This is a genomic window from Pseudomonas vanderleydeniana (assembly GCF_014268755.2).
Classification (GTDB): Bacteria; Pseudomonadota; Gammaproteobacteria; order Pseudomonadales; family Pseudomonadaceae; genus Aquipseudomonas; species Aquipseudomonas vanderleydeniana.
Genome location: NZ_CP077093.1, coordinates 1,606,704 through 1,628,586 on the forward strand (window position 1 = coordinate 1,606,704; position 21,883 = coordinate 1,628,586).

General features: G+C 64.6%; 23 protein-coding genes. 13 read left to right on the plus strand and 10 right to left on the minus strand.

All coding sequences use genetic code 11. The annotated features are described in order from the left end of the window. Nucleotides 1-15 precede the first annotated feature (15 nt). Nucleotides 16-618 carry a LysE/ArgO family amino acid transporter gene (locus HU752_RS07120; RefSeq protein ID WP_186682057.1) on the minus strand — a complete coding sequence of 201 codons (603 nt, stop codon included), beginning with the start codon at nt 616-618 and terminating at the stop codon, nt 16-18. 5 nt (nt 619-623) lie between these two features. Then, nucleotides 624-1,025 carry an ACT domain-containing protein gene (locus HU752_RS07125; protein ID WP_186682055.1) on the minus strand — a complete coding sequence of 134 codons (402 nt, stop codon included), beginning with the start codon at nt 1,023-1,025 and terminating at the stop codon, nt 624-626. A gap of 98 nt (nt 1,026-1,123) precedes the next feature. Here HU752_RS07125 and HU752_RS07130 point away from each other — a divergent pair, with 98 nt between their 5' ends. The 4 genes from HU752_RS07130 (at nt 1,124) to HU752_RS31685 (ending at nt 4,591) form a co-directional block, all read left to right on the plus strand. Next, entirely contained in the window at nt 1,124-2,017 is an 894-nt protein-coding gene (locus tag HU752_RS07130) for a LysR family transcriptional regulator ArgP (RefSeq protein ID WP_186682053.1), read from the plus strand. 51 nt (nt 2,018-2,068) lie between these two features. After that, nucleotides 2,069-3,067, plus strand: coding sequence for an NAD-dependent epimerase/dehydratase family protein (locus HU752_RS07135; RefSeq protein WP_186682051.1), 999 nt, complete (start codon nt 2,069-2,071; stop codon nt 3,065-3,067). A gap of 114 nt (nt 3,068-3,181) precedes the next feature. Beyond that, nucleotides 3,182-4,021, plus strand: a complete 840-nt coding sequence (locus tag HU752_RS07140; RefSeq protein ID WP_186682049.1) for an ATPase — start codon at nt 3,182-3,184, stop codon at nt 4,019-4,021. 225 nt (nt 4,022-4,246) lie between these two features. Beyond that, nucleotides 4,247-4,591 (plus strand): hypothetical protein, encoded by a 345-nt coding sequence (locus tag HU752_RS31685; protein ID WP_225920103.1) that lies wholly within the window; start codon nt 4,247-4,249, stop codon nt 4,589-4,591. 21 nt (nt 4,592-4,612) lie between these two features. Here HU752_RS31685 and dspII read toward each other — a convergent pair whose 3' ends face one another. Continuing rightward, on the minus strand, nt 4,613-5,725 hold the full coding sequence (dspII, locus tag HU752_RS07145) for an enoyl-CoA hydratase/isomerase DspII (RefSeq protein ID WP_186682047.1): 1,113 nt from the start codon (nt 5,723-5,725) through the stop codon (nt 4,613-4,615). 132 nt (nt 5,726-5,857) lie between these two features. Here dspII and ung point away from each other — a divergent pair, with 132 nt between their 5' ends. Beyond that, a complete protein-coding gene (ung, locus tag HU752_RS07150; RefSeq protein WP_186682045.1) occupies nt 5,858-6,550 on the plus strand; it encodes a uracil-DNA glycosylase in 693 nt (230 codons plus the stop codon). A 35-nt stretch (nt 6,551-6,585) separates the two neighbouring features. Here the strand turns inward: ung and HU752_RS07155 are convergent, their stop codons facing one another. The 4 genes from HU752_RS07155 to HU752_RS07170 form a co-directional block, all read right to left on the minus strand. Further along, nucleotides 6,586-7,614 carry an AbrB family transcriptional regulator gene (locus HU752_RS07155; RefSeq protein WP_186682043.1) on the minus strand — a complete coding sequence of 343 codons (1,029 nt, stop codon included), beginning with the start codon at nt 7,612-7,614 and terminating at the stop codon, nt 6,586-6,588. Beyond that, nucleotides 7,607-9,121 (minus strand): tripartite tricarboxylate transporter permease, encoded by a 1,515-nt coding sequence (locus HU752_RS07160; RefSeq protein WP_186682041.1) that lies wholly within the window; start codon nt 9,119-9,121, stop codon nt 7,607-7,609. Before HU752_RS07160 ends, HU752_RS07155 begins: the two co-directional genes overlap by 8 nt. Before the next feature lies 1 nt (nt 9,122). Then, complete coding sequence (locus HU752_RS07165; RefSeq protein ID WP_186682039.1) at nt 9,123-9,581, minus strand: tripartite tricarboxylate transporter TctB family protein; 459 nt, start codon at nt 9,579-9,581, stop codon at nt 9,123-9,125. A 63-nt stretch (nt 9,582-9,644) separates the two neighbouring features. Continuing rightward, complete coding sequence (locus HU752_RS07170) at nt 9,645-10,625, minus strand: Bug family tripartite tricarboxylate transporter substrate binding protein (RefSeq protein ID WP_186682037.1); 981 nt, start codon at nt 10,623-10,625, stop codon at nt 9,645-9,647. 434 nt (nt 10,626-11,059) lie between these two features. Between HU752_RS07170 and HU752_RS07175 the strand changes: the two genes are divergently transcribed. After that, nucleotides 11,060-11,731, plus strand: coding sequence for a response regulator (locus tag HU752_RS07175; RefSeq protein ID WP_186682035.1), 672 nt, complete (start codon nt 11,060-11,062; stop codon nt 11,729-11,731). Next, complete coding sequence (locus HU752_RS07180; protein ID WP_186682033.1) at nt 11,724-13,109, plus strand: sensor histidine kinase; 1,386 nt, start codon at nt 11,724-11,726, stop codon at nt 13,107-13,109. The genes HU752_RS07175 and HU752_RS07180 overlap by 8 nt, the downstream gene beginning before the upstream one ends. 81 nt (nt 13,110-13,190) lie before the next feature. Here HU752_RS07180 and HU752_RS07185 read toward each other — a convergent pair whose 3' ends face one another. Both HU752_RS07185 and ygfZ read right to left on the minus strand, forming a co-directional pair. Beyond that, entirely contained in the window at nt 13,191-14,012 is an 822-nt protein-coding gene (locus tag HU752_RS07185; protein WP_186682031.1) for an HDOD domain-containing protein, read from the minus strand. Between the two features lie 23 nt (nt 14,013-14,035). Beyond that, a complete protein-coding gene (gene ygfZ, locus HU752_RS07190) occupies nt 14,036-14,977 on the minus strand; it encodes a CAF17-like 4Fe-4S cluster assembly/insertion protein YgfZ (RefSeq protein ID WP_186682029.1) in 942 nt (313 codons plus the stop codon). A gap of 151 nt (nt 14,978-15,128) precedes the next feature. Between ygfZ and HU752_RS07195 the strand changes: the two genes are divergently transcribed. Together HU752_RS07195 and HU752_RS07200 are read left to right on the plus strand one after the other, a co-directional pair. Then, a complete protein-coding gene (locus HU752_RS07195) occupies nt 15,129-15,383 on the plus strand; it encodes an FAD assembly factor SdhE (protein ID WP_186682027.1) in 255 nt (84 codons plus the stop codon). Then, nucleotides 15,367-15,819, plus strand: coding sequence for a protein YgfX (locus HU752_RS07200; protein WP_186682025.1), 453 nt, complete (start codon nt 15,367-15,369; stop codon nt 15,817-15,819). Before HU752_RS07195 ends, HU752_RS07200 begins: the two co-directional genes overlap by 17 nt. Here the strand turns inward: HU752_RS07200 and nadB are convergent. Next, a complete protein-coding gene (gene nadB / locus HU752_RS07205) occupies nt 15,788-17,404 on the minus strand; it encodes an L-aspartate oxidase (RefSeq protein ID WP_186682023.1) in 1,617 nt (538 codons plus the stop codon). The genes HU752_RS07200 and nadB overlap by 32 nt on opposite strands. Nucleotides 17,405-17,970: 566 nt before the next feature. Here nadB and rpoE point away from each other — a divergent pair. The 4 genes from rpoE to HU752_RS07225 all read left to right on the plus strand — a co-directional run bounded on the left by rpoE (nt 17,971) and on the right by HU752_RS07225 (nt 21,827). Next, the gene (rpoE, locus tag HU752_RS07210; protein WP_010452874.1) at nt 17,971-18,552 is read left to right on the plus strand and encodes an RNA polymerase sigma factor RpoE/AlgU; all 582 of its coding nucleotides are present in this window, start codon (nt 17,971-17,973) and stop codon (nt 18,550-18,552) included. A gap of 31 nt (nt 18,553-18,583) precedes the next feature. Then, nucleotides 18,584-19,174, plus strand: a complete 591-nt coding sequence (locus HU752_RS07215; protein WP_186682021.1) for a sigma-E factor negative regulatory protein — start codon at nt 18,584-18,586, stop codon at nt 19,172-19,174. Between the two features lie 8 nt (nt 19,175-19,182). Continuing rightward, a complete protein-coding gene (locus HU752_RS07220) occupies nt 19,183-20,151 on the plus strand; it encodes a MucB/RseB C-terminal domain-containing protein (RefSeq protein WP_186682019.1) in 969 nt (322 codons plus the stop codon). 251 nt (nt 20,152-20,402) lie between these two features. Beyond that, complete coding sequence (locus HU752_RS07225; protein ID WP_416773437.1) at nt 20,403-21,827, plus strand: DegQ family serine endoprotease; 1,425 nt, start codon at nt 20,403-20,405, stop codon at nt 21,825-21,827. Nucleotides 21,828-21,883 lie beyond the last annotated feature (56 nt).

Genomic DNA, 21,883 nt, shown 5'->3' on the forward strand with positions numbered 1-21,883 from the left:
GAGCCTTTTGTTATATCAACCTGCGGCGATGAGTTGCGCCGCCACACCGAACATCATCGCCGCCACCAGCAGGTCGAGCACCCGCCAGGTTGCCGGCCGTGCCAGCCAGGGGGCCAGCCACGCAGCGCCCAGGGCCAGGGTGAAGAACCACAGCAGCGAGGCACTGGCGGCGCCGACGACATAGGCCCCTGGCTCGGTCTGCTGGGCACCGAGGGAGCCGATCAGCAGCACGGTATCGAGATACACGTGCGGGTTGAGCAGGGTCACCGCCAGGGCGCTGAGCAAGACCGCGCGCAACGAACGTGCGGCCTGGCCCTCGCCCTGTTGCAGGCTTTGCCTCGAGCAGGCGCGGCGCAGGGCCAGGCTGCCGTACCAGATCAGGAACGCCGCGCCTCCCCAGCGGGCGACGGCCAGCAGCGTCGGGTTGTGCGCGAGCACGGTAGCCAGGCCGAACACGCCGGCGGTCACCAGGATCGCGTCGCAGATGACGCACAGCGCGGCGACCGGTAGATGATGTTCGCGGCGCAGGCTCTGGGCCAGGACGAAGGCGTTCTGCGTGCCGATCGCCATGATCAGCCCGGCAGCGACCAGCAGGCCGTTCACATAACTCTGCCACATGGCGTTCAGGCTCCTGTGCGGGTCAGTTCGTGCAGCACCGCCATGGCGCGCTCGGCGTCATCGCGACCGACGAACAGGTGGTCGTGGTAATAGCCGGCGATCACGTTGCAACTGATGCCGGCCTTGCCCAGGGCGCCGGCGAAGGCGGCGGTGAGACCGACGGCTTCCAGCGCCGAATGCACGTTGAGGGTGATCCAGGCCGCGCAGTAGTCGAAAAGCAGGCCCAGTGCCTCGGCATCCTCGCGCTTGAGGATCACCGTCAGGCCTTCGCGCTCACGAAAGCTGCCGAGCGCTTCACGGCCCTGCAGCAGGCTGCTGTTGGCGATGGAGCAGAACACGTAGTCGCCGTCATTGAGTTGTGGGCTCATGCTGCGCAGCAGGGTTGCCAGGGAGGTTTCGCCAGCCATGCCGGTATCCTTGATAGTCGAAGAGTGTTGGCGGGTATTTTCCGGCGAGATCCTGTATAAGAAAAACCAATATTGGTGATCGCTCATTAGGGAAACTGATGTTCGACTACAAGTTGCTTTCAGCCCTGGCCGCCGTGGTCGAACAGGCCGGTTTCGAGCGAGCGGCGCAGGTGCTGGGCCTGTCCCAGTCGGCGGTGTCCCAGCGGATCAAGCTGCTCGAGGCGCGGGTCGGCCAGCCGGTGCTGGTGCGGGCCGCACCGCCGAGCCCGACCGAGATCGGCCGGCGCCTGCTCAACCATGTGCAGCAGGTGCGTCTGCTCGAGCGCGATCTGCAGGGCCAGGTCCCGGCACTGGATGAGGAGGGGCAGCCGGAACGCCTGCGCATCGCGCTGAACGCCGACAGCCTGGCGACCTGGTGGGCCCAGGCGGTCGGCGCGTTCTGTGTCGCCAACCACCTGTTGCTGGACCTGGTGGTGGAGGACCAGACCGTTGGCCTCAAGCGCATGCGCGCCGGTGAGGTGGCGGCCTGCCTCTGCGCCAGCGAACGGCCGGTGGCCGGTGCACGGAGTGTGCTGCTCGGGGCCATGCGTTACCGGGCGCTGGCGACCCCGGGCTTCATGGCTCGACATTTTCCGGGAGGCGTCGATGTCCATTCGCTGGCGCGGTCGCCGGGGCTGGTGTTCGGTCCGGACGATCTGCTGCAGCATCGCTACCTCGCCGCATTGGGCGTGGAGGGCGGTTTCGAGCATCATCTGTGTCCCTCGTCCGAAGGTTTCCTGCGCATGTGCGAAGCCGGCCTGGGCTGGGGCCTGGTGCCGGAGTTGCAGGTGCGCGAGCAGTTGGCCCGCGGGCAACTGGTGGAATTGATCGCGGATAGGCCGGTGGATGTGCCGCTGTACTGGCATCATTGGCGCAACGGAGGGCAACTGCTCGGGCGCCTGACCGAGCACCTGGCCCGCTCGGCTGCACACTGGCTGGTGCCTCTGGCGTGATCGGCAGCGTTTAAGTAGCAGGCAAGACGAATCAAGGTATTTGGAGACGACATGAAAATTCTGGTCACCGGCGCGAGCGGCTTTATCGGCGGGCGCTTTGCGCGTTGCGCCCTGGAGCAGGGCTATGCGGTGCGGGTCAATGGTCGCCGGGCCGAGGGCGTCGAGCACCTGGTGCGCCGTGGGGCCGAGTTCATCCAGGGGGACCTGGGTGATCCGCAGCTGGTGCGCGAGCTGTGCCGGGACGTCGAGGCCGTGGTGCATTGTGCCGGTGCGGTGGGGTTGTGGGGGCGCTACCAGGCGTTTCACCAAGGCAATGTGCTGGTCACCGAGAATGTCGTCGAGGCCTGTCTCAAGGAGCAGGTACGACGCCTGGTGCACCTGTCCTCGCCGTCGGTGTATTTCGATGGTCGCTCCCATCTGGGGCTGACCGAGGAACAGGTCCCCAAGCGTTTCCGGCATCCCTACGCGGCAACCAAGTTTCTCGCCGAGCAGAAGGTCTTCGGTGCCCAGGAGTTCGGCCTGGAAGTGCTCGCCCTGCGCCCGCGCTTCGTCACCGGGGCCGGCGACATGAGCATCTTTCCGCGGCTGTTGAAGATGCAGCGCAAGGGGCGCCTGGCGATCGTCGGCAATGGCCTGAACAAGGTCGACTTCACCAGCATGCAGAACCTCAACGAGGCGCTGCTCAGCTGCCTGCAGGTCACGGGTTCGGCCCTGGGCAAGGTCTACAACATCAGCAACGGCACGCCGGTGCCGCTGTGGGACGTGGTCAACTACGTGATGCGCCAGATGCAGGTGCCGCAGGTGACGCGCTACCGCTCCTACGGGCTGGCCTACAGCGTCGCGGCCCTCAACGAAGCCGCCTGCGCACTCTGGCCGGGCCGCCCGGAGCCGACCCTGTCCCGGCTGGGGATGCAGGTCATGAACAAAGATTTCACCCTCGACATCAGTCGCGCACGGCATTATCTGGGTTACGAGCCCAAGGTCAGCCTGTGGGCGGCGCTGGATGAGTTCTGCCACTGGTGGCAGGCCCAGGAGTCGGGGCTGCGCTGAAACATTCGGTGACCAGCGCTGAACCGAATGCCAGGCTCGGAGTCGATCAGAGCGGCGGGTAACGGGTTTATACTCGGCGCATTTCGCCATCATATGGTCCGCAAAGGTTCTTTCATGCGTAACGATGCCAACGACGATTTCGATGATGTCCCCAGCCTGCGTGCCGACGTGGGCGATGACGATGATTTTCCAACCACCCCGGCGGCCCGCGAGCGCACCCGTGTCGCCTCGCGCAGCACTCCGGTGGTCAAGGTCAAGGGGGCGAGCACCGGTCCCTTGTGGGCACTGGTGGGCGCGCTGTTCTTCGCCTTCGCCGGACTGGCCTGGTGGAGCTTCCAGCAAATCTCGCTGATGGAGCAGCAACTGGTGGCGACCCAGGAGAGCTTTGCGCGTATCAGCGAGGAAGCGGCGGGACGCCTGCAAGTGATCTCCGGCAAGGTCGCGTCCACCGAGTCGAGCGCCAACAGTGACAACGAGGCGCTGAAGCTGCAGGTTCGCCAGCTCGAGGGCAAGTTGCAGGAGCAGGATCGCCAGCAGCAGGGGGTAGCCGGTCAGCAGACCGGGCTGGAACAGCGCCTGCAAAAGATGAATGCACAGACCGCAGACCTGCAGACAGCCAACAGCCAGTTGCAGGCGCAGCTCAAGAGCCTGGGCAACGACCTGGCGGCACTGAAGACGGCCCAGTCGGACAGCGGCAAGGTCGATGCCGAGCTCAAAAGCCATGCCGCCGATATCGCCGCGTTGAAGAAACAGGGCAATCCGAGTGCGGCCCTGGAGCGCCTGGAGCAGGACATGATCGTGCTCAAGAGCGAGCAGGACAATCGCCAGGCCGCGGGTGGCCAGGGCGCCAGCACGGCAGAGTTCGATGCCTTCCGTGGCCAGGTCACGCGCAACATCAATACGCTGCAGAGCCAGATCCAGAACCTGCAGCAGCAGCTCAACGCGCGTCCCTGAAGTGCAGCCCGGATTTGCCTCTCCCAGCAGGAGCCGACACGCCGCGCTTCTGCTGGGAGGAGGCGAACAGACGAGCTCTGCTCACCCCTGAAAGGCTGTTTCTAAATATTACGTAAACGGCACTTCATGCAGGTTTCACGGTCCTAGAAGTATGCGTCGACGTCCCTTTCGACGTATGCCGACCAGCGTCGCTGGTATGGCTTCTTCGCGGTCCGGGAGGCCGCCATGCATCTTCGACTTCTTCTCACGGCAAGTCTGGTTCTGACTCTTTCCGCGTGCGCGCCCTACTACGATGGTGGGACGGGCTACTACAGTTCCGACGTCTATACGTCACCGGCTCCGGTCTACTATGGCGGGGGGTCCTACTACCGGCGAGACTATTACTACGCGCCGCAACCCCGCTACTACGCGCCACAGCCGCGCTACTACTCGGCACCGCGCTACTATGCCCCGCCGCCACGGCCTTATCCGAACCGCGGCTGGGGACACCCCTACCAGGGGTGGGGCGATCATGGTGGCGGACGTGGCGACCACGATGGGCGCGGGCATGGACACGGGCGCGGGCACTAGCTTGCCGAATCGGCCGCTCCCTCAGTAGTCCGAGAGATCCGCCAGCGGATGCCGCCCTTCCCAGGCCTTGTGGAAGTGCGCCTCGACCACCGCCCGCGGCACGGCCGTGATTTGCGGCCAGTGCCAGCGTGGTTGCTGGTCCTTGTCGATCAGCCGGGCGCGCACGCCTTCGCTGAACTCCGGGTGGCGGCAGCAGTTCAGGCTCAGCGTGTACTCCATCTGGAACACCTCGGCCAGCGACAGGTGGCGTGCCCGGACGATCTGTTCCCAGACCAGGTGGGCGGTCAACGGGCAGCCATCCCTGAGGTGCTTCGCCGCCCGGGCCAGCAGGTCGTCGGCATCCTCGGCGTGCTGGACCAGCGCCTTCCAGGCGCAGCCGACATCGGCGACGTCCAGCAAGGCGTCGATCCGTTCCCGGCGTGGCATCCACTGCGCGGCCGGGCGCTGTTCGCGTGCCTGGTGCTCCAGCGCCTTGAGCAGGCTGTTGAGTTGCAGCTGCGGATGTTCCTGCCAGTTGAGTTGCACCAGGCCGTCGATCAGTTCGTCTTGCTGGTCATCACGCAGGATGCGGTCGGCCAGCCCGAGGTCAACGGCATCCCGGGCGTTCATCCGGGCGCCGGTCATGCCGAGGAACAATCCCAGCTTGCCGGGTAGGCGGGACAGGAACCAGCTGCCGCCCACATCCGGATACAGGCCGATGCCGATTTCCGGCATTGCCAGCTGGCTACCGGGGGTGACGATGCGGATGCTGGCGCCTTGCAGCAGGCCCATGCCACCGCCCAGCACGTAACCGTGGCCCCAGCAGACCAGCGGCTTGGGGTAGGTGTGCAAGGCATAGTCGAGACGATATTCCGCCGCGAAGAAGTCCGCGGCCAACGTCGGCACTTTCCCGGGGTGGGCGCGACAGGCCTCGGCCAGGCTGCGGACTTCTCCACCGGCGCAGAAGGCCTTGGCGCCATGGCCGCGCAACAGCACGCAGGCGATGTGAGGATCCCTGGCCCAGGCGTCGAGCCGTTCATGCAGGGCGTTGATCATCGGCAGGGACAGTGCGTTGAGGGTCTGTTCGGCATCCAGGCTGGCGATGCCGATGCGTGCACCGTGGCTGCCGATGAGTTCTTCGAAGAGCAGATTCATCGCGACCTCTGACTGCGGGTTGAGTCCTCAGTATGATCCCTGTGTGGGAAACTGCCGGTAATGCGTCGGATCAATTGACAAGCGTGGTAGGCATCCCTAGTGTCCGCCCCATTGTGATTTCCGGACCCCGCCATGACCGACGACGACCGTATCAAACTCGAGCCCAGCTGGAAGCAGGCGCTGCGGGATGAATTCGACAAACCCTACATGGCCGAGCTCCGTGAGTTCCTGCGCCAGGAGCATGCTGCCGGCAAGCAGATCTATCCGCCAGGCCCGCTGATCTTCAATGCACTGAACAGCACGCCGCTGGACCAGGTCAAGGTGGTCATCCTCGGCCAGGACCCGTACCACGGCCCCGGCCAGGCCCATGGCCTGTGCTTCTCGGTACAGCCAGGGGTGCCGACGCCACCGTCGTTGGTGAACATCTACAAGGAACTGCAGCGCGACCTGAACATCGACATCCCCAACCACGGTTACCTGCAGAGTTGGGCCGAGCAGGGCGTGTTGCTGCTCAACACCACCATGACCGTCGAGCGTGGCAATGCCGCCTCCCATGCCAATCGCGGCTGGCAGTTCTTCACTGATCGGATCATCGAGGTGGTGAGCGAGCGCCAGGACAAACTGGTATTCCTGCTGTGGGGCGCCCATGCCCAGGGCAAGCAGAAACTGATCGACTCGACCAAGCACCTGGTGCTGAAGTCGGTACACCCCTCGCCGTTGTCGGCCTATCGCGGCTTCCTTGGTTGCGGGCATTTCAGCCGGACCAACAAGTTCCTCGAGCAGAACGGCCTGGCACCGATCGAGTGGGCCCTGCCACCGCTCTAGCTTGAATGACGCCCCGGCATCGGGGCGCAATCGTTTCAGGCCGCTGCGTTCCAGCGACGGAACAGCGGCTCGGCCATGAACAGCACGAACAGCAGGCGCATCACCTGCATGGCGGTCACCAGCGGTACCGACAATTGCAGGGTCTCGGCGGTCAGGCTCATTTCCGCGATGCCGCCGGGCATCATGCCCAGGGTCAGCGAGCGCAGGTCGAGTTGGGTCAGCGCGCTCAGGGCCCAGGCCGACAGGCTGGCGACCAGCATGGTCAACGCCGTACCGACCAGGGTACGGCCCATGAACGATGGCGCCCGGCGGAAGAACTCGCGATTGAAATGACAGCCCAGGCCACTGCCGATCAGCCATTGGCCGATCTGGCTGGCACCGTTCGGCAGGCCGATATGCAGGTCGCAGGCGATACTGAGCGTTGCGCTCACCAGCAGTGGGCCGAACAGCCACGGGTTGGGCTGGCGCAGGCGTTGCCAGAGCCAGGCGAGCAGGGCGCCGAGGGGAAACAGCAGGACCAGCCAGCGCCAGTCGACGATGCTCGAACCGTTGATCGGCACACCTTCGCCCAGCAGATACTTGAACGCCGCCGGCACGCACAGCACCACCACCAGCACCCGCAGGCTCTGCCCGGCCGCGACCCGGCTGAGCACCGCGCCGTTGCGCGCGCCGAGGTTGACCATCTCCCCGGAGCCGCCCGGCATGCTGGAAAAGAACGCCGTGGCGCGGTCCTCGCCGGTGCGCCGCAGCAACCACACACCGAGTACGCTGGACAGGCTGGTGACCAGTGCGCCGAACAGGATCAGGCCGAAATGCGAGAGCACCTGCTCCATCACCAGGGGGGTGAAGTGCAGGCCGATGCCGATGCCGACCACCCACTGGCCGGTCTTGCGTCCGCCGGGAATCTCCGCGAGCTGCCAGGGCGTCAGGCAGCGCACCAGGATGATCGCCAGCAGCGAACCGACCATCCACGGCAGCGGCCAACCGACCTGGCTGGCGAGGTAGCCGCCAGCCAGGCCGACCAGCGGCGTTCCCCACCAACGGCGAAAAGCGCCTTCAGGCATCGGCCAGCTCGCGACGCTGGGTGGAGCGCTTGCGCCAGATACGCAGCAGCGGCATCAACAGCATGATCACGGTCAGCACCCAGACCCCGATGCTGATCGGGCTGGCCCAGAGGATCTCCAGCGCGCCGTTGGAAATCGACAGCGCCCGGCGCAGGTTCGACTCCATCAACCCGCCGAGGATGAAACCCAGCAGCACCGGCGACAGCGGGAAGTCGAGCTTGCGCAGGATGTAGCCGAAGATGCCGATGCCGATCATCAGGAACAGGTCGAAGGTGGTGGCGTGCACCGCGTAGACACCGATCGCGGTAATGATCGCGATCACCGGCACCAGCGCCCAGTTCGGCACCGAGAGGATGCGGGTGAAGATGCGGATCATCGGAATGTTGAGGATCACCAGCATGACGTTGGCGATGAACAGCGAGGCGATCAGGCCCCAGACGATGTCCGGTTGCTGTTCGAACAGCAGCGGGCCGGGGGTGATGTTGTACAGCGTCAATGCGCCGATCATCACGGCGGTGGTGCCCGAACCGGGTACCCCAAGGGTCAGCATCGGCACCAGTGCGCCGCAGGCCGAAGCGCCGATGGCGGTTTCCGGCGCTGCCAGGCCACGCTTGTCACCCTGGCCGAACTTGCCGCTGTTGCCGGCGATGCGTTTCTCGGCCATGTAGCTCACGGCGCTGGCCAGGGTCGCGCCGGCACCGGGCAGCACGCCCATGATGAAACCGAGCAGGCCGCAACGGAGGTTGACCACGAACACCGAGGCCGCTTCCTTGAGGTTGAACATCATCCGCCCGGTGGCCTTCACCGCTTCCTGGCCGTGATGGGTCTTCTCCAGCAACAGCAGGATCTCGCTGATGGAGAACAGGCCCAGCACCAGCACGACGAACTGGATGCCGTCGGTCAGGTGCACGTTATCGCCGGTGAAACGGTACACGCCGCTGTTGGCATCGATGCCGACACTCGACAGGAACAACCCGATCAACGCGGCGATGAAGGTCTTCAGCGGACGGTCGCCGGCCATGCCGCCAAGGCAGACGATGGCGAACACCATCAGCACGAAGTACTCGGCCGGGCCAAAGGCGATCGCCCATTTCGCCAGCAGCGGGGCGAACAGCACCATGCCGCAGGTGGCAATGAGGGCGCCGATGAACGAACTCCAGGCCGACAGCGACAGGGCGACGCCGGCCAGGCCCTGGCGGGCCATCGGGTAGCCGTCGAGGGTGGTCATCACGGTGGAGGCTTCACCGGGGATGTTGAGCAGGATCGAGCTGATCCGCCCGCCGTACTCGCAGCCCAGGTAGACCGCCGCCAGCAGGATCAGCGCCGACTCCGGCGGCAGGCCGAGGGCGAAGGCGATCGGGATCAGCAGTGCGACGCCGTTGATCGGACCGAGCCCCGGCAGCAGGCCGACGATGGTGCCGATCAGGGTGCCACTGAGGGCGGTGACCAGGTTGTAGGGGCTGAGCGCGACGCCGAAGCCCTGGCCCAGGTAGCTGAAAGTATCCATGTCAGTTCTCCAGTACGTCGAGCAGTCCGAGGGGCAGCGGTACATCCATGGCCTTGTCGAACAGCAGGTAGAGACCGACGCTCATCAGGCTGATGATCACTGTGCTGGGCAACCAGCGGCCGCCGTACAGGCGTGCCATCGGAATGCCGACGAGGATGCTGCTGAGGATGAAGCCCAGCGGTTCGAAGGTGCCGGCGAAGACCAGCAGCAGGCCGGTGCAGAGGGCGATCTTGGTCAGGGTTTCGCGGTCCAGTGGCGGTTCGTCCTCGCTGTGCTTGAGCGGTGCCGGACGAAACAGCATGTACAGCAGGGCCAGGCCCATCAGGCCGAGCATCAGCAGCGGATAGGCGCGTGGTCCCACTGGTTCGTAGGAGAAGGCGGCCTGATAGGGCCAGGCCATCAGCGCCAGGCCAGCACAGGCCAGCAGCAGCGCGAAGGCGAAGATGCGTTGCAAGAGCATGAGCGACTCCTGGGCCACGCCCCCGTCGCACGGGATGCGTGGCCTCGGCTTAGAGGGCAGGGGTTACTGGATCAGGCCGAATTCCTTGGCCAGTACCTTGTAGTCGGCGACCTGCTTCTTCACGTAGCTGTCCAGCTCCGGGCCGGTCATGGCGAAAGGGAACAGCTCACGCTGGTCGCGCAGCTTGGCGAATTCTTCGGAGGCCAGCAGCTTGTCGAACGAGGCTTTCCACCAGGCGTAGTCCTCGTCGCTGACCTTCGGCCCGAGGTAGAAACCGCGCACCACCGGCCAGACGATGTCGTAGCCCTGTTCGCGGGCGGTGGGAATGTTCTTCATTTCCGGCTCGTCCAGGCGCTGTTCGGAGAACACCGCGAGCAGGCGCATGTCGCCGCTGAGGATGTGGGGCATGGAGTCGGAGATGTCGGTGCTGCCGACCTGGATATGCCCGCCGAGCAAGGCCGTGGCGATTTCGCCGCCGCCCTCGAGGGCCACGTAGCGCAGGTCGCGCGGGTTGATGCCAGCCGCCTTGGCGATCAGCGCGGTCTGCATCCAGTCCTGGCTGCCGACAGTGCCGCCGGAACCGATCACCACGCTGCCCGGGTCCTTCTTCAATGCCTTGACCAGATCATCGAGGCTCTTGTACGGCGAGTCGCTCTTCACCGCGATGGCCCCATAGCTGGTGCCGACGGCGGCCAGCCAGCGCACCGCGCTCTCATCGAAGCGGCCGAACTTGCCCTGGGCCAGGTTCAGCAGCGAACCGCTGGACCAGGCCACCAGGGTACCGGCATCGGCCGGACGCTGGGCCACCACGGCGTTGTAGGCCACGGCGCCGACGCCGCCTGGCATGTAGGTGACGCGCATCGGCTTGCTCAGCACTTTCTCGTTGACCAGGGCGCTTTGCGCCAGCTTGCAGGTCAGGTCGAAACCGCCACCGGGCGAGGCCGGGGCGATGCACTCCGGGCGCTTGGGCTCGGCGGCGAAGGACTGGCCGGCCAGCAGGGCGAGGCTGGCGGCGAGGGCGAGTTTACGTAATGACAGATCCATTGTTCTCTCCAGGGGAGTTGTTGTTATGGGTGTTCGGTGGCCACGCGGCTGGGGCATGGGCAGGCGAGCAGGCGTGCGCGCTCGTCGGCGGGGCTCGAGAGGTCGGTCAGGTGCGGGGGAACGAAAAAACGGGCAGGCGGGAAAGCCTGAGGCTGTAGAGGCAGCATCGTGTCGGACTCCGTTATTGTTCTTGTTCTTCACGAAAACGCATCGTGGCGTTTTCGGGGCATTGCCGTTTTGCCGGCAGTCGCCAGGCGCTCGATGCGCTGGGCGGAACTGTCCGTGAAGAGACTGTAGCGAGCGAACCTTTCACCAACCTTTCAGGCTCCAAGGCCCGAGAAACATGGGCCTGGCCGGCTAGCGGCGCGGTGTTTATTGGGTAAACTCCCTGCTCGAAAGGGCGTTTGGCCGCCCCACTCAGAGGTGGAAAATTCATGCGTGTACTCTTGGTCGAAGATCATCTGCAGTTGGCCGAAAGTGTCGCCCAGGCGCTCAAGAGTACGGGTTTGACCGTGGACGTGCTGCATGACGGGGTGGCCGCGGACCTGGCCCTGGCCAGCGAGGACTACGCCGTGGCGATCCTTGATGTGGGCCTGCCGCGCATGGATGGTTTCGAGGTGCTGGCGCGCTTGCGCACCCGCGGCAAGAACCTTCCGGTCCTGATGCTGACGGCCCGCAGTGACGTGAAGGATCGGGTCCATGGGCTGAATCTGGGCGCTGACGACTACCTGGCCAAACCCTTCGAACTCACGGAGTTGGAGGCGCGGGTCAAGGCCCTGTTGCGCCGCAGCGTGCTGGGCGGCGAACGGCAACAGCGCTGCGGCGCGCTGGTGTACGACCTGGATACCCGGCGCTTCACCCTCGGCGATCAGTTGCTGACCCTGACCTCTCGCGAGCAGGCGGTGCTCGAGGCCCTGGTCGCCCGCCCGGGACGGGTGATGAGCAAGGAACAATTGGCTTCCCAGGTGTTTGGCCTGGACGAGGAAGCCAGTGCCGACGCCATCGAGATCTACGTGCATCGCCTGCGCAAGAAGCTCGACGGGCATGCGGTGGCCATCGTGACCTTCCGTGGCCTTGGTTATCTGCTGGAAGCCCGTGATGCATAAGCCCGGCAGCCTGCGCTGGCGCCTGCTGTGGAACCTCGCGCTGCTGCTGGTGGTGCTGATGCTCGCCAGTGGCTGGAGTGCCTACTGGAATGGTCGCGAGGCCGCCGATACCGCCTACGACCGAACCCTGCTGGCCTCGGCCCGCACCATCGCCGCCGGCCTGTCGCAACGTGACGGCACCCTCAGCGCCGATGTGCCGTACGTCGCGCTCGACACTTTCGCCTACGACAGCGCCGGGCGGATCTACTACCAGGTCAACGACATCCACCAGCAGCTGATTTCCGGCTACGAGAACCTGCCACCGCCGCCGCCCGGCACGCCTCGGACCGATGACTATCCAGCCCTGGCGCGGTTCTACGACGCCCAGTACCGCGGGCAGCCGGTACGGGTGGTGAGCCTGCTCAAGGCGGTCAGCGAACCGAACATGAACGGCATGGCGGAAATCCGCGTGGCCGAGACCGACGAGGCACGGGTCAACATGGCCCGCAGCCTGATGGCCGATACGTTGCTGCGCCTGGGTATGCTGGCGGTGGGTGCGCTGCTGCTGGTGTGGTTCGCCGTGAGTGCCGCGTTGCGCCCGCTGGAGCGCTTGCGCGATGCCGTGGAGGAGCGTCAGTCGGATGACCTGCGGCCCCTGCCGCTGGTGCAGGTACAGCGTGAACTGTGGCCGCTGGTCCGCGCGCTCAACCATTTCACCGAGCGCCTGCGACGGCAGTTCGAACGCCAGGAGCAATTCATCGCCGATGCCGCGCATGAACTGCGCACGCCCCTGGCAGCCCTCAAGGCGCGGCTGGAGCTGGGGCTGCGGGCCTCGGATGCGGGCACCTGGCGCAGCACCCTGGAAACGGCGGCCCAGGGCACCGATCGGTTGACCCACCTGGCCAACCAGTTGCTGTCGATGGCCCGTGTGGAGAACGGTGCGCGGGCGATTGCCGAGGGCGGTGCGCAGTTGCTTGACCTGAGCCAACTGGCCCGGGAGCTGGGCATGGCGATGGCGCCGCTGGCGCATGCCCGGGGCGTGGCCCTGGCGCTGGAGGCGGACGAACCGGTGTGGTTGCGCGGGGAGCCGACCCTGCTCAATGAATTGCTCAGCAATCTGGTGGACAACGCCCTGGCCCATACTCCGGCCGGCGGCAATGTGATCCTGCGGGTCAGCGCGCCGGCGGTACTGGAGGTGGAGGACGACGGACCGGGTATTCCGCTGGAGGAGCGTGACCGGGTGTTCGAGCGTTTCTACCGGCGTAACCAGCAGGGCGTGGGCTCGGGGCTGGGCCTGGCGATCGTCGGCGAGATCTGTCGCGCACACCTGGCGCAGATCAGCCTGCATGACGGCGAGCAGCGCGGGCTGAAGGTGCGGGTGAGTTTCATCGCCGGTTAGTCAGGGACCGTGCAGGGGGGCGCCGCATCGGCTCCTCCGTGTGGAAGCCGGATTCATCTGCGAACGGAATCCACGGATTCTCTAGTTGAGCATCATTCGCGCATCATTGAGCTTTTCGACCCAGGCCTCGCTCTTCGGGTCCAAGCCCAGTTTTCGGAACGCCGGCAGGCTGGTCGGGTCGACATGGGCAAGCGCGTGCGCCGTTCCCTGCTGGCAGAACACCGTGGCGATCTGTACCAGGTCGACGTAGTCGACGGTCGCGCTGTCTCGAGCCAGGTCCAGGTATTGGCCCGGCAACTTGACCAGCCGCTCGGGGAAGTCCCACACCCGTAGCAGCTTGTCGCCGAGGATCGGGTGGATGCTGTCGATCACGTGGTCCAGGCTCAGCGGGTCGGCGAGCAGTTCGTAGTGATCCTCGGCATAGGTCAGGATCGGTAGCACGCCGATCTGGTGCACGAGCCCGCCAAGGGCCGCCTGGTCCGGCTTGAGCTGGGTGAAGTCGCGGCACAACACGTAGCAGATCCCGGCAATCTCCAGGCTCTTGCGCCAGACCTCGCGCATCTTCTGCTCCACCACCTCGGAGCGGGCGTGGAAGATCTGCTCCATCACCAGGCCGATCGCCAGGTTGCTGCTGTAGTTCACCCCCAGCCGGGTGATGGCGGTGTACAGGTCGGTCACTTCGTGGCTGGCCCGCAGCAATGGGCTGTTGACCACCTTGATCAGGCGCGCCGACAGCGCGGTATCGACACCGATCACCTTGCTCAGGGTACTGACGCTGATTTCCGGATCCTCGGCCGCCTCGCGAATCTTCAGGGCGACCTCCGGCAGCGTGGGCAGGACCAGGTCATCGTTATCGATGGCCGTTATCAGGTCGCGTTGGACCTTTTCCGCCAGCTTGTTCATTCGTGCTCTCTACGGCGGCGTGATCAGCGCTGGATTTCGCGATCGCGGTCCAGTTGATAGGGCAGATCCAGCAATGTCAGGACGGGACCTTGCAGGTCACCCAGGTGGACAGTGCCTTCTTCGGCGGCTTCGGCCTGCAGGACGGCCAGCAGCTCGATGCCGTCGGCGGTCCTGGCAGCGATCACCACTTCGCCGATCGAGCTGTTGTGGGACGGCGAGAACAGTTCCTGGCCGGGTTCAGGCAGTTGCCCGCCGTCCAGCGCCAGGCGGTACAGGCGACGCTTGAGCTTGCCCAGGTACTGCATGCGCGCGACGATTTCCTGGCCGGTGTAGCAGCCCTTCTTGAAGCTGACGCCACCGACCGCCTGCAGGTTGAGCATCTGCGGGATGAACAGTTCGCGGGTCTGCGGCATGACCTGGCCGATACCGGCACGAACCTGGCCGAGCAGCCAGGTATTGAGTTCGGCTTCGCGCAGTTGGCTGACCAGTTGCGCACGCAGTGTCTCGGCCTGCTCGGCCGGGACCCACAGCTCGCTGCGCCCGGGCGAGACGCGCACGGCGATCAGGCCATTGGCGCGAACCATGCTGTCGCTCTCGTCGGGCAGTGCCAGGCCGAGGCCGGCCAGGACGGCATCGGCATCGCCGAGGCCGAAGCGGACCCAGCCAGCGCTTTCGTCGGTGAGCTTGGACTTGGAGAACACCGCGTACTTCTTCAGGTCCGCCAGTTGCGGCTCCAGCAGCTCGCTGGCCATGGCCAGCAGTACCCCGTCGCCTTCGAGCAGGATGCGGAAACTCGACTGCATGCGGCCTTTCTGGGTGCAGCGGGCGCCGAGGCTGGCGTGGGTATCACTGAGGTAATTGAGGTTGCAGGTCAATTGGCCTTGCAGGAACTTGCTGGCGTCGGCGCCGCGGACAGCGAGAACGCCCTCGTGGGAAAGGGTGCAGAAAAAAGCGGAATCGGCCATGAGTCTTCGCAGCATGAAAAGGTCTGGCACACATCATAGAGGGGCGCCCTGGAAATGGATAGTTCACCGAGCGCCGGTCGCTACCGACCAAAGCCGACTGTGCGATGCCGATCAGGCCTGTATACTTGCGGCCAAATTCGAGGAGTGTTCCATGGTCGAAGATGTAGAACTCAATCGCCTCTACTGGCACAGCCGCCGCGGCATGCTGGAGCTGGACGTGCTGCTGGTCCCATTCGTCAAGGAGGTGTACCCGCACCTGAACGAGGCCGACCGCGAGTGCTATCGCAATCTGCTCGAGTGCGAGGACCAGGACATGTTCGGCTGGTTCATGGAGCGCTCCGAGTCGTCGGATCCGGAGCTGCAGCGCATGGTGCGCATGATCCTGGACCGTGTTCAGCCCAAGTAGTCGCTTCGAATGTCGCTGGCAGCCCTCACGGCGGTTGCTGGCGGCCTATCTCGGGGCCCTGGGCCTTGCGTTATTGTCATTGTTCCTGCTGGACATTCCGCTCTGGGCAAGCCTGTCCGGTGCCCTGGCGTGCCTGCTGCATGCCGCCTGGGTCGTGCCGCGACAGATCCTGCTGAACCATTCATCGGCTTTTATCGGTCTGCGCCGGGACGAACACGGCTGGCAGCTGTGGAGCCGGGCGGGTGGCTGGCAGCCGGTACGGTTGCGCCGTGACAGCCTGGCGTTGCCCTGGCTGGTGCTGCTGCGCTTTCGGCTCGAGGGCGAGTGGTGGCCTCGTTCGATTTGCGTGCCCCGTGACGCGCTGGCGCACGATCTGCATCGGCGCCTGCGCGTGCGGCTCAAGTTCAGCCGGCGTAGGTGGGCGGCACCAGGATAGTGTCCAGGGCCTCGGGCAGCAGGCCCGGGTAGTCGAGGGTGTAGTGCAGGCCCCGGCTTTCCTTGCGCTCCATGGCCGAGCGGATCATCAACTCGGCCACCTGGGCCAGGTTGCGCAGCTCGATCAGGTCGCGACTGACCTTGTAGTTGCTGTAGAACTCGTCGATCTCGTCCAGTAGCAGGCGCACCCGGTGCTGGGCCCGCTGCAGGCGCTTGTTGGTGCGCACGATACCCACGTAGTCCCACATGAAGCGCCGCAGCTCGTCCCAGTTGTGGGCGATGATCACGTCTTCGTCGGAGTCGGTCACCTGGCTCGCGTCCCAGCTCGGCAGGGCTGCCGGCTGGGCGACGTCCGGCAACTGCCGGAGGATGTCGGCGGCGGCCGAGCGGGCATAGACGAAACACTCGAGCAGCGAGTTGCTGGCCATGCGGTTGGCGCCATGCAGGCCGGTGAAGCTGGTTTCGCCGATTGCATAAAGGCCGGGGACATCGGTGCGGCCCTGCTGGTCGACGAGGATGCCGCCGCAGGTGTAGTGCGCCGCGGGTACCACCGGGATCGGCTGGCGAGTGATGTCGATGGAGAATTCCAGGCAGCGTTCGTACACCGTCGGGAAGTGCGTCTTGATGAAGGCTTCGGGCTTGTGGCTGATGTCCAGGTAGACGCAGTCGATGCCCAGGCGCTTCATCTCGTGGTCGATGGCACGGGCGACGATGTCCCGTGGCGCCAGCTCCTCACGTGGGTCGAAGCGCGACATGAAGCGCTCGCCATTGGGCAGCTTGAGGTGGGCGCCTTCGCCGCGCAGGGCCTCGGTGATCAGGAAACTCTTGGCCTGTGGGTGATACAGGCAGGTCGGGTGGAACTGGTTGAACTCCAGGTTCGCCACCCGGCAGCCCGAGCGCCAGGCCATGGCGATACCATCGCCGCAGGCGCCGTCGGGGTTGCTGGTATAGAGGTAGACCTTGGCTGCGCCACCCGAGGCGAGGATGGTGAAGCGCGCGCCGTAGGTATCGACCTCGCCGGTGCCGCGATCGAGTACGTAGGCCCCCAGGCAGCGCTCACCTTCCAGGCCCAGGCGTTTCTCGGTGATCAGGTCGACGGCCACGCGCTGTTCCAGCAGCTCGATGTTCGGGCGCTGCCGGGCCTGTTCCAGCAGGGTCCTGAAGATCGCCGCCCCTGTGGCATCGGCGGCATGAATGATGCGCCGATGGCTGTGGCCGCCTTCGCGGGTCAGGTGGAACTCGAAGCCGCCGTCGTCGACCTTCGCGTTTTCGTCGCGGGTAAAGGGCACGCCCTGGTCGATCAGCCACTGGATGGCCTCGCGGCTGTGCTCGACGGTAAAACGGACCGCGTCCTCGTGACACAGGCCACCACCGGCGTTGAGGGTGTCCTCGACATGCGATTGCACCGTGTCGGCATCATCCAGTACCGCCGCGACCCCTCCCTGGGCCCAGAAGGTCGAACCGTTGGCCAGGTCGCCCTTGCTCAGCACGGCGATGCGCAGATGGCCCGGCAGGGTCAGGGCCAGGCTCAGCCCGGCGGCGCCGCTGCCAATCACCAGCACATCGTGTTGAAAATGTTGGCTCATCTCAATCAATCCGAAAAAAAGCACCGGGTGAACGGTGCGTTGGGCCCGGGCAAGCCAGGGCTCGGAACTTGCCACACGGCCCACTGGTAACTGCTGGGGGGGATCGGCACAATAGCCGGGCCTTCGTGGCATTGTGAAACTACTGCGGGCGGGAAGTGTGCGCCACTCTGGGTCGTCATGCATGCGCTTTTGCACGGTAAGACGATGATTTTCCGGCTATAACCAGACTCACGGCGCCTTTGCCCAATTGCAGGGCACAATGCTATTACTTACTACGGTATCCGGGAACTTTTAAAAAGCCCCGGGCTCCATAGGCAGGTGCCAGAAAGAAGGGGACAGCGTCGGTTGTCTGCGCAGCCTGACCAAGGGATGCGCCAGCGGATTCGACGACTAAGATCATTCACGCAGCCGGCCAGGGCCGTACTGCGTTTTTCGTGTGGGTCCCTTTGGCGGACCGCAGGAAACTTGCTTGAAGGGGGAGAACTTTTGCCGACAGTCCGAGTCTATGTTTGCAAGCCTGATCGATTAGCAATGGCAACCTCCTTCAAGTCCTATGAGGAGCGTTCATGCTAACCCAGGAAGAGGATCAGCAGCTGGTCGAGCGCGTGCAACGCGGCGACAGGCGGGCGTTTGATCTGCTCGTGCTGAAATACCAGCACAAAATTCTCGGGTTGATCGTGCGGTTCGTGCACGACACCCATGAAGCCCAGGATGTTGCACAGGAAGCGTTTATCAAGGCCTACCGTGCCCTGGGGAATTTTCGCGGTGACAGTGCGTTTTATACCTGGCTGTACCGCATCGCCATCAACACGGCGAAGAACTATCTGGTGTCCCGCGGTCGCAGGCCTCCAGACAGTGATGTCAGTTCCGAAGATGCCGAGTTCTACGATGGCGATCATGGCCTCAAGGATCTCGAATCGCCGGAGCGTGCGTTGCTCCGGGATGAAATCGAAGGCACTGTCCATCGAACCATCCAGCAACTGCCGGAAGATTTGCGTACAGCGTTAACTTTACGTGAATTCGACGGTCTGAGTTATGAGGACATTGCGGCAGTCATGCAATGTCCGGTGGGCACCGTGCGCTCCCGGATTTTCCGCGCTCGGGAGGCCATCGACAAAGCCCTGCAACCGTTGTTGCAGGAAACCTGAGACAGCGGCGACAGCCAAGAGAGGAACCGTCATGAGTCGTGAAGCCCTGCAGGAATCGCTGTCCGCGGTGATGGATAACGAAGCGGACGAACTGGAATTGCGTCGAGTGCTCAATGCTCTCGATGATGCCGACACTCGTGCCACCTGGTCGCGTTATCAGGTCGCCCGGGCGGTGATGCACAAGGATCTGTTGGACCCGCGCCTGGATATCGCTTCGGCTGTCTCGGCGGCGCTGGCCGGCGAAGACGTGCCAGCCAAGAGCTCCCGTGGCCCGTGGCGCACCCTCGGCCGCCTGGCCGTGGCCGCTTCGGTGACCATGGCGGTACTGGCCGGCGTGCGTTTCTACAACCAGGATGACATTGCTGGCGCCCAGCTGGCCCAGCAGTCGAACCAGCCTGGCCTGGCCGCGCCAACAGCGAAGGGCCCGGCGGTATTGGCCGGCTATACTGAAGGCTCCGAGCCTACCGGGCCGATGGCCAACGGTGTACTGCAACAGGGTCAGACCGGCTGGGATCAGCGCCTGCCAGGCTACCTGCGCCAGCATGCCCAGCAAGCTGCCTTGAAAGGTACCGAGAGCGCGCTGCCCTACGCTCGTGCCGCCAGCCTGGAAACCGCCAAGTAAGGAGGATCATGCGCGCACTACCTCTTCTAACGCTTGCCCTGGCCGGTGGATTCGCTCTCACCGCCCAGGCCGACGAAGCCCAGGACTGGTTGAACCGTCTTGGGCAAGCCGAGCAACAGCAAAGCTTCCAGGGCACCTTCGTCTACGAACGCAATGGCAGTTTCTCGACCCACAGTATCTGGCATCTGGTCCAGAACGGTCAGGTTCGCGAACGCCTGCTCCAGCTCGATGGTTCGGCACAAGAAGTGGTACGCGTCGATGGGCACACCGAGTGTGTCAGCGGCGCGTTGGTCGCGGGGCTCGGCGAGTCGCCCGATGCCCATGCCCGCGCACTTGATCCACAGAAACTCAAGACCTGGTACGATATCGCCGTCGTGGGCAAGTCCCGCGTCGCCGGTCGTGCCGCGGTAATCGTCTCCCTGACGCCCCGTGATCAGCACCGCTACGGTTTCGAGCTGCATCTGGACCGCCAGACCGGCTTGCCGCTGAAGTCGTTGCTGATCAACGAAAAAGGCCAGTTGCTCGAACGCTTCCAGTTCACCGAGCTCAACACCACCGACGCCCCCCAGGACAGCCAGTTGCAGGGTGGATCCGAGTGCAAGCCGGTACTCCAGGCCAGCAGCCAGGCGCAGACCCAGGCGAGCAAGGTTGCCCAGCAATGGCATTCCGATTGGCTGCCACCGGGCTTCGAGCTGGTGAGCAGCTCGGCGCGTACCGATGCACAGACCAAAACCCAGGTCAGCAGCCTGATGTATGACGATGGCCTGGCGCGTTTCTCGGTGTTCCTCGAGCCGCTCAACGGCGCCAGCATCGCCGATACCCGCACCCAGCTGGGGCCTACCGTTGCGGTCTCCCGTCGCCTGACCACCCCGGGTGGGGAAATCATGGTCACGGTGGTCGGGGAGATCCCCATCGGTACTGCCGAGCGCATCGCCCTGTCGATGCGCGCCGGGGAAGTCCAGGCGGCCAGGCAGTGAGAGACTGAAGCATGACGCCTGTCGACTCGATCATGCCTTCACCTGGACGCTGCCTGGCAGCGGGATCGAGATGCCGCCATGTCTGGTGATCTTTTCTTCCTACAGATAAACCTGAGTTTTCCAATAGGTCAGGGCCCATGCGGCCCTGGCCTTGTTTGTTATTTCCGGTCCGTAATCCAGGCTTAATCGTCTTTGGGTTTTATGGTACCTGTCGCTTAACCATGCTCGTTATTCACGGGAGCCGTATGTCGATACCAAGCTTGAAATCCTATCTGTCCATATTCGCCACCGTCCTGCTACTCGGGCAGGCGGTGGCGGCCCAGGCCGCGGAGCTGCCCGATTTCACCCAGTTGGTGGAACAGGCTTCGCCAGCGGTGGTGAACATCAGTACCACCCAGAAGCTGCCGGACCGCAAGGTTTCGGATATCCAGGGGCTCGAGGGCCTGCCTCCGGAGATCCAGCAGTTCTTCCGTGGTTTTCCGCAACCGCGCGGCCCGAAAGGTGGCGGCGGCGGTCGGCAGCGTGAGGCGCAGTCGCTGGGGTCGGGGTTCATCATCTCCAATGACGGCTATATCCTGACCAACAACCACGTGGTCGCCGACGCCGACGAGATTCTCGTGCGCCTGGCTGACCGCAGTGAGCTCAAGGCCAAGCTGGTCGGTACCGACCCACGTTCCGACGTGGCCCTGCTGAAAATCGACGGGAAGAACCTGCCGACTCTCAAGCTCGGCAAGTCCAAGGACCTGAAGCCTGGCCAGTGGGTGGTCGCCATCGGCTCGCCGTTCGGTTTCGACCACACCGTGACCCAGGGTATCGTCAGTGCCGTGGGTCGCAGCCTGCCGAACGAGAACTATGTCCCGTTCATCCAGACCGACGTACCGATCAACCCGGGTAACTCCGGTGGCCCGCTGTTCAACCTCAATGGTGAAGTGGTCGGTATCAACTCGCAGATCTACACCCGTTCCGGCGGCTTCATGGGCGTGTCCTTCGCCATCCCGATCGATGTCGCGATGGACGTTTCCAACCAGCTCAAGGCCGGTGGCAAGGTCAGCCGTGGCTGGCTGGGCGTGGTGATCCAGGAGGTCAACAAGGACCTGGCCGAGTCGTTCGGCCTGGACAAGCCGGCCGGTGCCCTGGTTGCCCAGGTGCAGGATGATGGTCCGGCTGCCAAGGGTGGCCTGCAGGTCGGTGACGTGATCCTGAGCATGAACGGCCAGCCGATCGAGATGTCGGCGGATCTGCCGCACCTGGTCGGTGCACTGAAGGCGGGCGAGAAGGCCAAGCTGGAAGTGGTTCGTGAAGGCCAGCGCAAGACCATCGAGCTGACCGTCGGGGCGATCCCGGACGAAGGCAAGGAAATGGACAGCGGCAAGTCGGCCGGTGCCGAGCGCAGCAGCAATCGCCTGGGTGTTTCCGTTGCCGACCTGAGCGATGAGCAGAAGAAGGCCAACGACCTAGTCAAGGGCGGCGTGGTCATCAAGGAAGTCCAGGATGGTCCGGCGGCGCTGATCGGCTTGCAGCCAGGCGACGTGATCACCCACCTGAACAACCAGGCGATCACCGATGCCAAGCAGTTCACCGAGATCGCCAAGGCCCTGCCGAAGAATCGTTCGGTGTCGATGCGTGTCCTGCGTCAGGGACGTGCGAGCTTCATCACCTTCAAGCTGGCCGAGTAACGCAATCGGCTAACGCCTTGATGTAAAAAAGCCCGCCTCAAGATGAGGCGGGCTTT

What these genes read in the sequence shown, in the direction of transcription:
- HU752_RS07220 (WP_186682019.1), top strand. Translation starts at nt 19,183, where the DNA reads ATGCGCGCACTACCTCTTCTAACGCTTGCCCTGGCCGGTGGATTCGCT.
- HU752_RS07155 (WP_186682043.1), bottom strand. Translation starts at nt 7,614, where the DNA reads ATGCCTGAAGGCGCTTTTCGCCGTTGGTGGGGAACGCCGCTGGTCGGC.
- HU752_RS07185 (WP_186682031.1), bottom strand. Translation starts at nt 14,012, where the DNA reads ATGAACAAGCTGGCGGAAAAGGTCCAACGCGACCTGATAACGGCCATC.
- HU752_RS07215 (WP_186682021.1), top strand. Translation starts at nt 18,584, where the DNA reads ATGAGTCGTGAAGCCCTGCAGGAATCGCTGTCCGCGGTGATGGATAAC.
- HU752_RS07165 (WP_186682039.1), bottom strand. Translation starts at nt 9,581, where the DNA reads ATGCTCTTGCAACGCATCTTCGCCTTCGCGCTGCTGCTGGCCTGTGCT.
- ygfZ (WP_186682029.1), bottom strand. Translation starts at nt 14,977, where the DNA reads ATGGCCGATTCCGCTTTTTTCTGCACCCTTTCCCACGAGGGCGTTCTC.
- HU752_RS07140 (WP_186682049.1), top strand. Translation starts at nt 3,182, where the DNA reads ATGCGTAACGATGCCAACGACGATTTCGATGATGTCCCCAGCCTGCGT.
- HU752_RS07195 (WP_186682027.1), top strand. Translation starts at nt 15,129, where the DNA reads ATGGTCGAAGATGTAGAACTCAATCGCCTCTACTGGCACAGCCGCCGC.
- HU752_RS07180 (WP_186682033.1), top strand. Translation starts at nt 11,724, where the DNA reads ATGCATAAGCCCGGCAGCCTGCGCTGGCGCCTGCTGTGGAACCTCGCG.
- HU752_RS07125 (WP_186682055.1), bottom strand. Translation starts at nt 1,025, where the DNA reads ATGGCTGGCGAAACCTCCCTGGCAACCCTGCTGCGCAGCATGAGCCCA.
- HU752_RS07135 (WP_186682051.1), top strand. Translation starts at nt 2,069, where the DNA reads ATGAAAATTCTGGTCACCGGCGCGAGCGGCTTTATCGGCGGGCGCTTT.
- HU752_RS07120 (WP_186682057.1), bottom strand. Translation starts at nt 618, where the DNA reads ATGTGGCAGAGTTATGTGAACGGCCTGCTGGTCGCTGCCGGGCTGATC.
- HU752_RS07160 (WP_186682041.1), bottom strand. Translation starts at nt 9,121, where the DNA reads ATGGATACTTTCAGCTACCTGGGCCAGGGCTTCGGCGTCGCGCTCAGC.
- dspII (WP_186682047.1), bottom strand. Translation starts at nt 5,725, where the DNA reads ATGAATCTGCTCTTCGAAGAACTCATCGGCAGCCACGGTGCACGCATC.
- nadB (WP_186682023.1), bottom strand. Translation starts at nt 17,404, where the DNA reads ATGAGCCAACATTTTCAACACGATGTGCTGGTGATTGGCAGCGGCGCC.
- HU752_RS07130 (WP_186682053.1), top strand. Translation starts at nt 1,124, where the DNA reads ATGTTCGACTACAAGTTGCTTTCAGCCCTGGCCGCCGTGGTCGAACAG.
- rpoE (WP_010452874.1), top strand. Translation starts at nt 17,971, where the DNA reads ATGCTAACCCAGGAAGAGGATCAGCAGCTGGTCGAGCGCGTGCAACGC.
- HU752_RS07170 (WP_186682037.1), bottom strand. Translation starts at nt 10,625, where the DNA reads ATGGATCTGTCATTACGTAAACTCGCCCTCGCCGCCAGCCTCGCCCTG.
- ung (WP_186682045.1), top strand. Translation starts at nt 5,858, where the DNA reads ATGACCGACGACGACCGTATCAAACTCGAGCCCAGCTGGAAGCAGGCG.
- HU752_RS07175 (WP_186682035.1), top strand. Translation starts at nt 11,060, where the DNA reads ATGCGTGTACTCTTGGTCGAAGATCATCTGCAGTTGGCCGAAAGTGTC.
- HU752_RS31685 (WP_225920103.1), top strand. Translation starts at nt 4,247, where the DNA reads ATGCATCTTCGACTTCTTCTCACGGCAAGTCTGGTTCTGACTCTTTCC.